Below are 13,874 nucleotides of genomic sequence, written 5' to 3' on the forward strand. Positions count from 1 at the left end.
TGTCTCTGGCCCGGCCACTGTTCAGGCTGCTGGTCATGGACGCCTTTGACGACGCGCACGACGTGATGGACGACGTAGACGTACGGGACGAGGTGCGGGCCCTCGCCACCGAGGCCGTGCACGCCGGGCGGGACGACCTCGCGCGGCAGGGGCTGCACGCCCCGCCGATCGACCTGTCGACGACCTATCCGTCGTACGACAGTCGCGGCGAGGCCGCCCGGATCGACGACTTCGCCGCGAACGGCGCCACCTTGGAGGGACCGCCGGTCTACGGCCGGCTCGGCAATCCGACCGTCGCCCGGTTCGAGACGGCTCTGGCCCGGCTGGAGGGCACCGAGAGCGCGGTGGCGTTCGCGAGCGGCATGGCCGCGTTGAGTGCCGTGCTGCTCGTACGGAACGCGATGGGCCTGCGGCATGTCGTGGCCGTACGCCCCCTCTACGGGTGCAGCGACCACCTGCTGACGGCCGGGCTGCTCGGCACCGAGGTGACCTGGGTCGACCCGGCGGGCATCGCGGACGCGCTGCGGCCGGACACGGGCCTGGTGATGGTCGAGTCACCGGCCAACCCGACGCTCGCGGAACTCGACCTGCGGGCGATCGCGCACGCCTGCGGGACCGTGCCGCTGCTCGCGGACAACACCTTCGCCACGCCGGTGCTCCAACGGCCCGTCGAACAGGGGGCGCGGATCGTGTTGCACAGCGCCACCAAGTACCTGGGCGGTCACGGCGACGTGATGGCCGGGGTGGTGGCCTGCGACGAGGAGTTCGCCCGCCGCTTGCGCCAAGTTCGGTTCGCAACGGGTGGCGTGCTGCACCCGCTCGCCGGTTACCTGCTGCTCCGCGGGCTCTCCACGCTGCCCGTACGCGTCCGCGCGGCCTCCGCGAACGCCGCGGAACTGGCTCGCCGCCTCGCCACCGACCCGCGCGTCACGCGCGTCCACTACCCCCGGCTCGGCGGCGCCATGGTCGCCTTCGAGGTCTCCGGCGATCCTCATGAAGTGATTGCGAGGGTGCGCCTTATCACCCCCGCGGTGAGCCTCGGCAGCGTCGACACACTCATCCAGCACCCGGCCTCGATCAGCCATCGCATCGTCGACGCGGAAGACCGCCGCGGGGCCGGGGTGAGCGACCGGTTGCTGCGGCTGTCGGTGGGGCTGGAGGACGTGGAGGATCTGTGGCGGGACTTGGACCGGGCGCTGGGGGCGGTACGGGGGAGTGGGCCTGCCCGGCGTGTTGCGCCGGGCAGGCCCAGCCGTTCAGTGGTGGCTGAAGGCTAATCCCCTACGGGCTGCTCCTGGTCGTACGGCAGCCGTGAACTCACCGGAGTCACGTCCAGCCGCGCCGTGATGACCAGCGTGCCTTCCTCGATCTGGTAGTCGAGAGGAAGGCCGAGGCCTCGCATTGCGGCCACCATGCCCGTGTTCGACGACTGCGTGACGGCGTACACGCTGTCGCAGCCGGCCTCGACGGCCATCGTCACCAGGCGGCCCAGCAACTCGCTGCCGATGCCGCGCCGCTGCCACGCGTCCTCGACGAGCAGCGCCACCTCCGTCTCGTCGCCGTCCCAGAGGAGATGGCCGAGCCCGACGAGGCGACCCGAGGCGGTCTCCACGGCGAGCGTCCGCCCGAAGCGAGGGCTGAGGAGGTGGTTGAGGTAGCGGTCGGCGTCACGGATCGGGCCGTGGTACCGCAGGCCGAGGGTGCGTGGCGAGCACCGCTCGTGCATGGCCTTCGCGGCATCGATGTCATGGGGGCCGGCACGGCGTACGGTGATGGCGTTGCCCTGAGGCAGCGTCAGTACGTCCTGCCTGCGCGGCAGACGCGGACCGAGTTGGGCGTCCAACTCGACCAGCGCGCGGGCCCGCGCGAACTCGGTGGGCGTGAACGGCAGATACGGCCGCTCCACGGTGATCACTCCGCCTTCGGGCGCGCGCAGCCGCATCAGGGTGTTCTCGGGCGCCCCTTCGGCATGAGCCAGGGCCCCCTCAGCCGGCACCTCCGCGTCCGCGCCGTCCACGTCCATGGCCCCGGCGGGCAGCGACCGGATACTGCACCGGCCCAGCAGCTGCCGCAGGGAAAGCGGCAGTTCGGCCGAGTCCAGCGCCGTACGCGTCGCCAGGCCCAGGATGCGCGTGGGCGCGTCCACCAGGTCGTGCGCGTCGGCCCGCTCGATCCAGGTGCCGGCGCCGCCCGCCTGTGTAACCGCCCGGGTGACGTCGTTCGCGTCGACCTCTGCGGGGGCCCGCAGCAGGAACTCGTCGACCGTGCCCTCTGCCAGGGGATGCGTCTGCAGGCTCAAGATGTCGACCCGCCGGTCCGCGAGCGCGGTGCACAGCGCGGCCAGCGAGCCCGGCTCATCCCGCACGGTCGTCCGCATCCGCCAGAGAACGGCCTCAGCGCTGACGGCCTCCGGCAGAGCCGGAGCCGCCTCGGGAGGCCCGGCCTCCCGCACTTCGGCGGACGACCGGGCGCCGGTATCACCCTTCGGCGGGGCGTGATCGTGGGTGCGTCGCTCCCGCCAGCCGAGGAGCCGCGCCATGAGTCCGCGGCTCCCATGCTGTTGCGGACGGTTGTTCTTCGTACGTACTGCGTCAGTCATGTCTGAAGTCATGCAACCACTGTGCAGGAAGGGTGTTGCGTGATCACGAACGCTTTGTGACTGAGCGATTAAGACACTCTCTGTCCTGTTTAGAACTATATTTGCTGGCTTACTGGCCGACTCGGCCCGGTTGCAGCACCTTCGTGTACAGAACGGTTCCGTCCTGCTCACGCAGTCGAACCGTCAGTTCCCCGCTGCCGCCGTCGATGTCGACCTCGCCGAAGAACTGGTAACCACCGGCGGGTGAGACATTCGCCACCGTGGGCGCCTTCACAAACACCCGCTCCGGACCGAACGTGTTGTCCAGGGTGTTCGCCGCGAAGGCACCCGCGTTCAGCGGGCCGGAGACGAACTCCCAGAACGGCTCGAAGTCGGTGAACGCCGCCCGCGACGGCTGGTAGTGCTGCGCCGAGGTGTAGTGCACGTCCGCCGTCAGCCACACCGTGCCCGTGATCTTCCGGTGCTTGATGAACCGCAGCAGCTCGGCGATCTGCAGCTCACGCCCCAGCGGCGCGCCCGGGTCGCCCTGGGCAACGGCCTCGATGTTCGGCTTCCCGTCCCCGGTGTCCGGCACGACCAGGCCGAGCGGCATGTCGGAGGCGATCACCTTCCACACCGCCCGCGACCGCGAGAGCTCCCGCTTGAGCCACTCCAACTGCTCGGCGCCGAGGATGCCCTGCGGGTCGGTGGTCTCCGTACCGGGGGAGTTGGCATTGCGGTACGTCCGCATGTCCAGTACGAACACGTCGAGCAGCGGACCGTGGCGCACCACCCGGTGCACCCGGCCCTCCTTGGCGCCCGGCCGCAGGGTGGACATCGGGAAGTACTCGCTGAACGCCCGCCGGGCCCGGGACGCCAGCAGGTCGACGTTCTTCTCCGTGTACCGGGCGTCGGTGAGCGTCTCGCCCGGAAACCAGTTGTTCGTGACCTCGTGGTCGTCCCACTGGACGATCGACGGCACCTGCGCGTTGAACTTCTTCAGGTGCTCATCCAGCAGGTTGTAGCGGAAGTTGCCGCGGAACTCGGCCAGGGTCTCGGCGACCTTGGACTTCTCCTCGGTGGTGATGTTCCGCCAAGTGCTCCCGTCGGGCAGGGGCGCGGTCGCGGCCAGCGGCCCGTCGGCGTATATCGTGTCGCCGCTGAACAGGAAGAAGTCCGGGTCGAGCGCGCCCATCGCCTTGAAGATCGTGTAGCCGCCGAACTCCTGGTTGATGCCCCAGCCCTGGCCCGCCAGGTCGCCCGACCACACGAAACGCACATCGTTGCGCCGTCCCAAGGACGCCGTACGGAAGCTGCCCGTCACCGGCTCGCCGGTACGGCGCGGGTCGTCCGGGTCGGCGAGCAGGACGCGGTAGTGGATCTGCTCGCCCGCGGGCAGTCCGAGCAGGCGGGTGCTGCCGGTGAAGTCCGTGCCCGGGCCCAGGAGGGGGCCGTGCCATCTGTGAGCTTTACGGAATGACTCGGTCGCCGACGTCTCCACGATCATCCGCGCCGGCCGGTCCGAACGCACCCACACCAGGCCGGAGTGCGCGCTCACGTCACCGCTCTGCACGCCCCAGCCGGCCTTCGGGCGCCCCGACAGCGTGAAGGCCGGCGCCGAGCCGAGGGTGGCGGGCACGGCGAGCGCCGCGGATGCGGCGAGGGTGCCGCGCAGGACGCTGCGGCGGGCGGCGAGCGGGCTCGTCGGACTGTCTGACATGGAGTGCCTCCTGGGGCGGTCGACCACTGTGCAGGGTCACAACTACTGGTGCACCACAGCGCGCATGGAAACCACAAGTGAACAACTGCCCCTGGTGCCTTGGGAACAGGGGGTCGCCCCCGCCGCCCCTACCCGTCCCATACCAAGGGGCTCCGCCCCTGGACCCCGCTGGGGCTGCGCCCCCAGACCCCCGCTATCGGCCTGGCGGCCTCGTCCTCAAACGCCGGACGGGCTGGTTGATGCCTGCCTCGGCTGCAAAGTTCAGCGGAGGCGACGCCAACATCAGCCCGACCGGCGGAGATCAGCCTGGGCCGGCGGAAGCAGTCCGTCCGGCGGTAGTTAGCCCGTCTGGCGAAAGCCAGCCGGTCGGGAAACTTGCCTCGGCCGAAGATCAGCCCGCCTGTTGGCAAATCAGCCCGAGCCGCGATCAATCAGCCCGTCCGGCGTTTGAGGACCGGGGGTCCGGGGGCTGGCCCCCGAAAGGGGTCTGGGGCGCAGCCCCAGCGGGGTCCAGGGGCGGAGCCCCTGGTGGGGGTTCGGGGCAACGCCCCGAGGATGGGACGGGTAGGGGCGGCGGGGGCGAAGAAACGCTCGTCAACCACCAACCGCCGTCGCCATCAACCCCACCCCCTCCCAGATCCGCGCCGGAGGCACATGCGCGTACCCCAACACCAGCCGCACCACCGCCCCCTCCTCCTCCTCCTCCCCGACCGGCGTCTGCGCGTAATCCGTCAGAGGACGCACCGCGACGCCAGCCGCAGACATCCGCGCCAGGAAGCGTGGCTGCGGCCCGTACTGGCGGGGCAGCGTCGCGATCGCGTGCAGTCCGGCCGCGATCCCGGACACCCCCGTGCCGGGGAAGTGGTGCTCCAAGGCAGCCACAAGGGCGTCGCGCCGTTCCCTGTACGCGCGCTGGCAGCGCCGAAGCTGCCGGTCGTAGTCGCCGCGCTCCATGAAGCGGGCGAGCAGCGCCTGGTCGACGACCGGATTGCCGAGATCCATCGTGCGCTTGCGCTCGACGACCTCCTCGGCCAGCGACGACGGCACCAGCAGCCACCCCAGCCGCAACCCCGGCGCCAGCGACTTGCTGACGGACCCCGCGTACGCGACATGCTCCGGATCGAGCCCCTGAAGGGAGCCGACCGGCGCCCGGTCATAGCGAAAGTCCCCGTCGTAGTCGTCCTCGACGACGAGCCCGTCCACGGAGTGCGCCCAGTCAAGGAGTTCGGCCCGCCGCCGCGCGGAGTACGCGATCCCCGACGGGAACTGATGCGCGGGCGTCGTCGCGACGACCCGTACGCCCGACTCCCGAAGCGGCTCCATGGCCAGCCCTTCGTCGTCCAGCGGCAGCGGTACGGTGCGGAGCCCGGCCGACGCGTACAGCCCGCCGTGCTCAGGCGTGCCGGGGTCCTCCACCCCAACGGCACGCACCCCGCGCGCGTGCAGCACGAAACCGAGGAGCGTCGTCGCCTGCGCCACGCCCGAGACGACCAGCACCCGCTCCGGGTCCGCGACCACGCCCCGCCGCCGGGCCAGCAGTTCCGCGAGGGCCGTACGCAGCCGGGGCAGCCCGCGCGGATCGGGGTAGCCCAGCGCGTGGTGCGGCAGTTCGGCCAGTACGCCGCGCTGTGCTGCCGCCCAGGCGGCGCGCGGGAAGAGCGCCAGATCCGGGGTGCCGGGCAGGAAGTCGACGCGTGCGCCGGGGGAGCGGGGCGCGAGATCCCGCGCGCGCGGGTGGGCGGCCCGGACGGCGCCGCCGACCCACGTTCCGGCTCCCCGGTCGCTGCGCAGATAGCCCTCCGCGGTCAACTGCTCGTACGCCTCGGTGACCAGCCCCCGGGACACCCCGAGATCGGCGGCGAGTTCACGGCTGGACGGCAGCCGGGTGCCGGGTGCGAGCCGCCCCGAGCGGACCGCCTCCCGCAACGCGGCCTGCAAGGAGCGCCCACGCGCGCGTGCCGGCGCCGAGGCGGCCGGCAGCAGCAACTCCCAGGCGGCGGCCCAGGTCGCCGATCCGGTCGCATCCGAAGGCCGACCCGAACCCGAATTGGTCCCCGATGGCGTCATGAAAGTGGACCTTAAACCGGACCGGTGGGGTCCATAGCGTCGCCTCCATGAACGCCACCACCCGCGGCTCCCTGCTCGCCGCCCTGGCCTGCATCCTCGTCGGAGGCTCCTTCACCGCCAACAGCGTCCTGGGCGAATACCCGTACGCGGGCGGCCAGTTCCTGCGCTACGGACTCGCCTGTCTGCTGCTCCTGCCCCTCGTCGGCCGTGGTGGCACGGCGCCCCTGCGCGCGCTGACCGCCCGCCAGTGGATACGGCTGGCGCTGGTCGCGGCCATCGGCATGGTCGGCTTCAATCTCGCCGTGCTCGCCGCCGAACGCACCGCGGAACCAGCGGTCCCGGGAGTCTTCGTGGGCTGCGCCCCGGTACTCGTGGCCGTACTCATGCCTCTCCTGGACGGCCGACGGCCCCAACGCACCGTCCTGTACGGCGCGTTGCTCGTCGCCGTGGGCGCCTTCACCGTCCAGGGCTGGGGACACACCGACGGCGCGGGCATCGCCTTCTCCGTGTGCGCGCTGCTCGGAGAGGTCGGTTTCGCGGTCCTCGCCGTGCCCGTGCTGCGACCGCTCGGGCCACGGCTGCTCGCCGCCACCGTGTGCGGGCTCGCGGCGGTGGAGTCGGCGCTGGCCGGGCTGATCGTCGAGGGCCGCGCGTGGCTGCGTACGCCCGACAGCACCGAACTCGCCGCGCTGCTGTGGCAGGCGGTGATCGTCACGGTCATCGGCTTCGTCTGCTGGTACATGGGCATGCAGCGGATCGGCGCGGAGCGCGCGACCCTCTTCTCCGGCCTCATCCCCGTCGCCGCCGCCTTCACCGCCCCACTCGTCGGCACGGGATCCTACGGGCCGGCCCAGGCCGCGGGCAGTGCCCTGGTGGGGGCCGGAGTCGCCCTGGGATCAGGGGCGTTGAGGCTTCGGGCGCGGAGGCTGGCCACTACCGTCCCAGTGCCTGCCGTTTCGGCGCCTGCCGTTTCGGCGCCTGCCGTCTCAGCGCCTGCCGTCTCAGCGGCTGGTGTCGAGGATGACGCGGGCGACGAGGGCCGGGTCGTCGTTCATCGGGACGTGGCCGCAGCCGGGCAGCCGTACGAGCCGGGCGTCCGGGATGACGTACTTGGCGCGGACCCCCTGCCGCCGCACCAGAAGCCGGTCCCTTGTGCCCCACGCCACCGTGATGGGAAGCCCGGGGACGTCGTCGGTGAACTGGACAGAGACGCCGGCCCGGAGCGTCTCGACGAATCCCTTGGCCTGAGCCAGCGCGAGCGTCTCGGCGACGACCGCCTCGGGTGAGCGCCGGCCGGGGCGAGCGTAGATGGTGCTGGTCAGCACGGTGCGCCCGGCCGCGGTACGCGACAGCCGCTCGACCACCGGCAACGGCATACGGATCGCGGTCTGCCGCATCGCCTGGAGGACCCCGAAGGCGTACCGTCGCTCGACCGGCGACCAGAAGCCCGCGGGTGACAGCGCCGTCACGGACCGTACGAGCTGGGCGCGGCCCAGTTCCAGGGCCAGCAGCCCGCCCAGCGAGTTGCCCGCCACATGCGGGCGTTCGATCTCCAGCGCCTGGCAGAGCGCGCCGAGCGCGGAGTTCATCGTCGGCAGATCGTGGGCGAGCCCGTCGGCCAGCGCGGGGGACTCGCCGAAGCCGGGCAGATCCACCGCGATCACATCGCGCTCGACGGCCAGGATGTCGATGACCGGGTCCCAGGCCTGCCGGTGGTGGCCGATCCCGTGCAGCAGCAGAAGCGGTTCGCCACTGCCCACGCGCGTGTACGCGAGGGTCACGGGCAGCGGGCCGAGCGGGGAGGGGACGGAGAAGGTCACGGACCGCGGGCCGCCGGAGAACGAGGAGGGGACGGAGTGGCTGACCGGGGCGGACATGGAACTGCTCCTCGTCTGGGGGCGCGGCGGACGTGGGCAGCGGGTGCACACGACCTGCTCTCCTAGACAGTTTGTCAGCAACTGCTACCGGCCGGTAGTCCCCAAGCGATGCTGATGCAACCCTGCAGGCCGTACGCCCCTCGACGCGTCCAGCCCGTCACCGGGTTGGCCTAGGTATTGCCTGGACACGGTCCGGAGCGTCGGATGGGATGGTGCCGTGGCTACCGACACTGTGACCGAGGTCTTCGAAGAGCACCGTCCCGTCCTGATGGGCGTCGCCTACCGCATGCTCGGCCGGGTGGCCGACGCGGAGGACGTCGTCCAGGAGGCGTGGCTGCGCTGGTCCGGCGCCGACCACGCCGAGGTGCGCGAACCACGCGCCTATCTCGTACGCATCACCACCCGCCTCGCCATCGACCGGCTGCGCCAGATTCAGTCGCGTAACGAGGCCTACGTAGGACCGTGGCTGCCCGAGCCGTACGTCACCGACTTCGCCGGCACCGTCCCGGACGCGGCGGAACGGGCCGTGCTCGCCGACTCCGTCTCGCTCGCCGTCCTCGTCGTCCTGGAGTCCCTGTCACCCCTGGAGCGCGCGGTGTTCGTCCTCCGCGAGGCCTTCGGATTCCCGTACGCCGACATCGCCACCACCCTCGACCGCAGCGAGCCCGCCGTGCGCCAGCTGGCCGGGCGGGCCCGCAAGCACGTCGAGGAGAGGCGCACCCGCTACGAGGTCGACCCCGCGCTGCAACGCGAACTCACCGAGCGGTTTCTCGCCGCGGCGGCCGAGGGCGACCTGGAGGGGCTGCTGACGCTGCTGGCCCCGGACGTCCGCCTGGTGGGCGACAGCGGTGGCCTGGCCAAGGCGCCGGTACGCGCGATCGAGTCGGCCGACAAGGTGGGCCGCTTCGTCATCGGCGCTGCCCGGCAGGGCGGCGGCCTCCAGGACGCGACGTTCCGCTTCATCGAAGTCAACGGCGCACCCGCGCTGCTCGCCCTGTCCGCGGGCAAGCCCGACAGCGTCTTCCAGCTGGAGGTCGCCGACGGCCGGATCCAGTCCATCTACATCATGCGCAACCCGGAGAAGCTGCTGTCGCTGGCCGACGCCTGAGGTTCCTGTGTCCAGGATTGGTCTTGACCAAGGATGGGGGCCGTCTTATGGTCGCAGGAGATAGTGCAAGAACCTTTAATAAACAAGGGCGTTGAAAGCCGCCGGGGCACGGCGATTGCGGAGGACACGGTGGGGACCACGCAGTTGGATACGGTGCCGGAGCCCAAGTACTGGCACTTGCGGACCGTACTGAGTGAGGCGCTGGACTCCGAGTTCTCGGTGGGCGAGATCCTGCCGAACGAGCGTGATCTTGCCGCGCGGTTCGGGGTGGCCCGGGCCACCCTGCGTCAGGCCCTGGAGCAGCTTGAACTCGAAGGTCGGCTTCAGCGGCGGCGCGGGGTCGGCACGACCGTGGCTCCGCCGCGTATGGGTGTGGACGTAGGGTCCGAGCAGCATGCGTGGCCGGGGGCGGCCGGGGACGCCTGGCGGGCCGTGGACTGCACGGTGGCGGTTCCGCCCGCGGCGGTGGCCGACATCCTGGAGATCGGGCATGAGGAGCAGGTGCATACGGTACGGCGCTCCCGGGTGACGCATGGGCAGCCTGTGGCCGCCGAGTTGCTGTACGTGCCTGCCTCGTCGGTGCCAGCGCTGTCCGCGATCGATGCGGCGTCGGGGGCGGGGCGGGCGCGGGCTGTGCTCCGGGAACTCCAGCGGCTGTCCCTGGAGACGCAGGACCGGGCTGTGGAGCTTGGCTCGGCGCGTGCGGACGACGCCAAGGAGCTCGACCGGCTTCCTGGCGCGCCGGTTCTTGTCGTCACGACCCGGTTCTACGCCGAGGGGCGGACCGCGGCGGTGTCGGTCGCTACGTACCGGGCCGATACGTGTCGGCTGACGTTCGGTGACACGGGTGGGGTGGAGATCCACCATGACCCGGAGCGGCGGGCTTCCTAACGGGGTTTCCTCGCCCCCGCCGCCCCTACCCGTCCCATCCCGGGGGCTTCGCCCCTGGACCCCGGGTTCGTATGCCCAGGGGCTCCGCCCCTGGTCCCGGGTTTGTATGTCGACTGCGGACCGGTCGTGGCTGGGCGCGCAGTTCCCCGCGCCCCTTACGGGGCTTGACCCTCAGCGGGGTTCAGGGGCGGAGCCCCTCGTCAGGGCGCAGGGCGCAGCCGCCAGCGGGTCCAGGGGTGCAGCCCCGGCGGGGTTGAGGGGCGGAGCCCCTGCTTGGGGCGAGGGCGCAGCCACCAGCAGGTCCAGGAGTGCAGCCCTAGGCGGGGTCGAGGTGGCAGGCCCGGCGGGGTCCCGGACGCAGGCCTAGCGGTGTCAAGGGGCGCAGCCCCTGCGGAGTCCGGGGGAGCAGCCCCGGCGGGGTCCAGGGGCGGAGCCCCTGGGGGGTTGGGGCGGAGCCCCGAGGATGGGACGGGTAGGGGCGGCGGGGGCGAAACAACCCCCCGACACTCAGCGCCGTGCCGTTACCGTGCCCTCCACCGCGAACAGCTGCTCCTCCACGTGATCGAGAGCCAGCCGTAGCGCCCCCATCACCACGGCTGCCTCGCCCAGGACCGAAAGGGCCACCCGAGGTGGTCGCAGGCAGTAGCGGGACAGCTCCTTGCGTAGGGGCTCCAGTACGCCGTCGATGCCTGCCGCCCAGCCACCGATGACTACGAGCTCCGGGTCTAGGGCGAGTACCAGCGCCGCCACATCGTGGACCAGCCGCTGGATGAAACGCTCGACGGCCGCCCTAGCCCGCTCGTCACCCTCGCGGGCCTGCGCGAAGACCCTCGCCACCGCCTGCTCGTCAAGAGGATGCAGCGGCTTGTCCGTCGTGGACAGCAATGTCTCCGGAGTTGCCTCACGGCCCAGGAGATGCAGCGCACCGATCTCTCCGGCCGCACCCCCGTACCCGCGGTGCAGCCGCCCGCCGATCAACGAACCGGCTCCGGGGCTCAGACCGGCCAGCACGAACACCATGTCGTCGGACTCCGTGCCCGCACCCTTCCAGTGCTCGGCGACCACCGCGGCGTTGGCGTCGTTCTCCACCAGCACCGGGCATTTGAAGGAGCGACGCAGCCGCTCGCCCAGATGCAGGCCCGTCCAGTCGGGCAGGGCGGCGCCCAGCCGTACGGTGCCGCCCGCCTCGATGATGCCGGGCGTACCCACGCCGACGGCCCGCAGGGACCCGCGCGCGACGCCCGCCTGGCGCAGCAGCTCGGCGACGGCGGTACGCAGCCGCTCCAGCCGCTCGTCCGCCGACGCCGACTCGGAAACGTCCTTGGCGATCGTCCCCAGGGTCCGGCCGTCCAGGTCCGCGAGAAGCGCGGCCACCCGATGCGAACCGATCTCAAGCCCCAGCAGATGCCCCGCCTCCGCCCGGAACCGGTACCTGCGCGCGGGCCGCCCCTGCCGCCGCGCGGCACCCTCTTCGGCCGCGGCCTCGACAACGAGACCGCCCGCGACGAGCCCCTCGACGACGCCCTCGACGGTGGGCCGGGACAGCCCGGTCACCCGGGTGATCTCGGTGAGAGTCGCGAAGTCCGTGGCCCGCAGCGCATGCAGTACCACCGCGGAGTTGATCCTCCGCAGCAGCGAGGGATCCCCGCCGGTCAGCTGCCCCAACGTACGTCCTCCCAGCTCGCGCGCGTGTTGGCCGGATCGTACTCGTAGTGACCGGACCCGGCGAGTGCCTGGCGGCAGCCCCTTGCGGGGAGCCCCGGATCAGCCGGGGGCCACGAATCCCGACTCGTACGCCGCGATCACCGCCTGGGTCCGGTCCCGCGCCCCCAACTTCGCCAGTACGGCGCTGACATGGGACTTCACCGTCTCGGTGCCGACCACCAGCCGCTCGGCGATCTCCGCGTTCGACAGGCCGCGGGTCATCAGCCGTAGTACCTCCGCCTCGCGCTCGGTCAGAGACGCCCGTTCCAGCACCGCCCGCGCCGTGGGATTCCCGCCACCACCGTCCCCGTACTCGGCGGCCAGTTGCCGCACCGACGCGGGGAACAGCAGAGACTCGCCCTCGGCGACCAGTCGCACCGCGTGTACGATCTCCGCGGGCCGCGCCCGCTTCAGCAGGAAACCGTCGGCGCCCGCGCGCAGCGCCTCGTACACGTACTCGTCGTTCTCGAAGGTTGTCACCACGACGATCTTCGGCGGCCGGTCGACGGTCCGCAGCACGGCCCGCGTGGCCTCGATGCCGTCCATGAGCGGCATCCGGACGTCCATCAGGACGACTTCGGGCCGCAGCTGGCGGACCAGCGGGATCACCGCGGCGCCGTCGGCGGCCTCCCCGACGACCTCGAGGTCGTGCTGCGCCTCCAGAACAGCGCGCAGACCGGCGCGTACGAGAGGTTCGTCATCGACGAGCAGAACGGTGACCGGCACCCGGTCAGCGTAGATCAGCGCAGCGGCAGTTCGACGTGCACCTGCCAGTCACCGTCGTCCGGGCCGGTTCGCGCAAGGCCGCCGAGCAGCGCGGCCCGCTCGCGTATGCCTCGCAGACCGCTGCCCCGACCGGGCCCGGCTATCTCCGCCGTCAGCGGATTGCGCACCTCCAGGGAGAGCGCCCGGGCCTCGACCCCGATACGGACCCGTACGGGCACGGACCCCGCATGCCGCAGCACATTGGTGAGCGACTCCTGGAGGATGCGATAGCCCTCCCGCGAGACCGGGCCGGGCACCTCCGTGAGCGGACCCGTCACCTCGGCGTCGACCTTCGCCCCGGAGGTGCGCGCCGACTCCAGCAGACGATCCGCCTCGGCGAGCGTCGGGCGGCTGCTCGCCGGCCGCTGAGACTCGCGCAGCACGCTCAGCACCCGCTCCAGGTCCTCCAGGGCGGCTCGCCCCGTGTCCTCGATGGCGCCCAGCGCCCGGTCGGTGAACTCTGGGTCGCCCGCCGCCCGCGCGGCACCCGCCTGCACCACGGCCACGGTCAACGCGTGGCCGATCGAGTCGTGCAGCTCGCGGGCGATGCGCGTCCGCTCCAGGAGCCGTTCGGTGCGCTCCTCCAGGGCGGCGACCCGCTCGGCCGCGGACGGTCCGAGGAGGCGGCGCGCGATGGCCGTGATCAGCTCGCCGAGACCGACGACTGCCCCGTACAGGGCGATCAGTGGCAACGGCGCGAGCAGCGCGTAGGCCCAGTGAGGGTGCGCCTCCGAGAGGAGCGGGACATCGTCCGGCACGTGCCCGAAGGGGAGCTGGACCAGCACCACGGCAAGGACCGGCAGCCAGACACTGGCCACTCCGGCCCCCCAGCCGAGGAGCATGCGCGCTTCCAGCCACACCACCGTGCGGAATCGGTCCCCCCATGTCACCGACGGCCCTACGGAGATCCCCGACTCCTCCTCCTCGCCCGGCGTCAGCAGCAATCGCGCCTGCACACCCTCGCCGTGCCGCACGGCCGGGATGAGCCCGAGCGGAATGAGGAACAGAGCGGGCACCCACGGGCGCGAGGGCATGATGAACATCCACACGCTCACGATCAGCATCGGCACCCACAGGTGCAGCAAGCGCGTGTACGTCGTCCCCCGGATCAACCGGCGCAGGAAGCGGGCCATTTGGTCATCGTGCCAGCCGCCACTGACAACG

At 71.7% G+C, this 13,874-nt stretch carries 10 protein-coding genes and 1 pseudogene; 4 read left to right on the forward strand and 7 right to left on the reverse strand.

The window, feature by feature from the left end; translation table 11 throughout:
• Positions 1-35 precede the first annotated feature (35 nt).
• Positions 36-1,277 (forward strand): trans-sulfuration enzyme family protein, encoded by a 1,242-nt coding sequence (locus OHT21_RS39845; protein WP_328773108.1) that lies wholly within the window; start codon positions 36-38, stop codon positions 1,275-1,277.
• Here OHT21_RS39845 and OHT21_RS39850 read toward each other — a convergent pair.
• The 3 genes from OHT21_RS39850 to pdxR form a co-directional block, all read right to left on the reverse strand.
• Positions 1,274-2,611 (reverse strand): GNAT family N-acetyltransferase, encoded by a 1,338-nt coding sequence (locus tag OHT21_RS39850; RefSeq protein WP_443050545.1) that lies wholly within the window; start codon positions 2,609-2,611, stop codon positions 1,274-1,276. The two genes, OHT21_RS39845 and OHT21_RS39850, sit on opposite strands and share 4 nt — an antisense overlap.
• A gap of 97 nt (positions 2,612-2,708) precedes the next feature.
• The gene (locus OHT21_RS39855) at positions 2,709-4,298 is read right to left on the reverse strand and encodes an alkaline phosphatase D family protein (RefSeq protein ID WP_328773109.1); all 1,590 of its coding nucleotides are present in this window, start codon (positions 4,296-4,298) and stop codon (positions 2,709-2,711) included.
• Positions 4,299-4,892: 594 nt separating this feature from the next.
• Positions 4,893-6,365: a MocR-like pyridoxine biosynthesis transcription factor PdxR gene (gene pdxR / locus OHT21_RS39860; RefSeq protein WP_328773110.1), complete on the reverse strand. Its 1,473-nt coding sequence runs from the start codon at positions 6,363-6,365 to the stop codon at positions 4,893-4,895.
• 47 nt (positions 6,366-6,412) lie between these two features.
• On the opposite strand from pdxR, the pseudogene OHT21_RS39865 reads away from it, so the two are divergent.
• Positions 6,413-7,246 (forward strand): annotated as a pseudogene (locus OHT21_RS39865) (DMT family transporter); the annotation flags it as partial.
• Between the two features lie 120 nt (positions 7,247-7,366).
• Here the strand turns inward: OHT21_RS39865 and OHT21_RS39870 are convergent.
• Positions 7,367-8,242, reverse strand: a complete 876-nt coding sequence (locus tag OHT21_RS39870) for an alpha/beta fold hydrolase (protein ID WP_328773111.1) — start codon at positions 8,240-8,242, stop codon at positions 7,367-7,369.
• Positions 8,243-8,459: 217 nt separating this feature from the next.
• Here OHT21_RS39870 and OHT21_RS39875 point away from each other — a divergent pair, with 217 nt between their 5' ends.
• Both OHT21_RS39875 and OHT21_RS39880 read left to right on the forward strand, forming a co-directional pair.
• Positions 8,460-9,350: an RNA polymerase sigma-70 factor gene (locus OHT21_RS39875; protein WP_328773112.1), complete on the forward strand. Its 891-nt coding sequence runs from the start codon at positions 8,460-8,462 to the stop codon at positions 9,348-9,350.
• Positions 9,351-9,479: 129 nt separating this feature from the next.
• A complete protein-coding gene (locus OHT21_RS39880) occupies positions 9,480-10,241 on the forward strand; it encodes a GntR family transcriptional regulator (RefSeq protein WP_328773113.1) in 762 nt (253 codons plus the stop codon).
• Between the two features lie 507 nt (positions 10,242-10,748).
• Here the strand turns inward: OHT21_RS39880 and OHT21_RS39885 are convergent.
• The 3 genes from OHT21_RS39885 to OHT21_RS39895 all read right to left on the reverse strand — a co-directional run bounded on the left by OHT21_RS39885 (position 10,749) and on the right by OHT21_RS39895 (position 13,843).
• A complete protein-coding gene (locus tag OHT21_RS39885; RefSeq protein WP_328773114.1) occupies positions 10,749-11,906 on the reverse strand; it encodes an ROK family transcriptional regulator in 1,158 nt (385 codons plus the stop codon).
• Between the two features lie 99 nt (positions 11,907-12,005).
• On the reverse strand, positions 12,006-12,671 hold the full coding sequence (locus OHT21_RS39890) for a response regulator transcription factor (RefSeq protein ID WP_328773115.1): 666 nt from the start codon (positions 12,669-12,671) through the stop codon (positions 12,006-12,008).
• Positions 12,672-12,685: 14 nt separating this feature from the next.
• Positions 12,686-13,843: a sensor histidine kinase gene (locus tag OHT21_RS39895; RefSeq protein ID WP_328773116.1), complete on the reverse strand. Its 1,158-nt coding sequence runs from the start codon at positions 13,841-13,843 to the stop codon at positions 12,686-12,688.
• Between the last annotated feature and the right edge of the window lie 31 nt (positions 13,844-13,874).

Origin of the sequence: Streptomyces sp. NBC_00286 (assembly GCF_036173125.1) — a bacterium.
GTDB lineage: Bacteria > Actinomycetota > Actinomycetes > Streptomycetales > Streptomycetaceae > Streptomyces.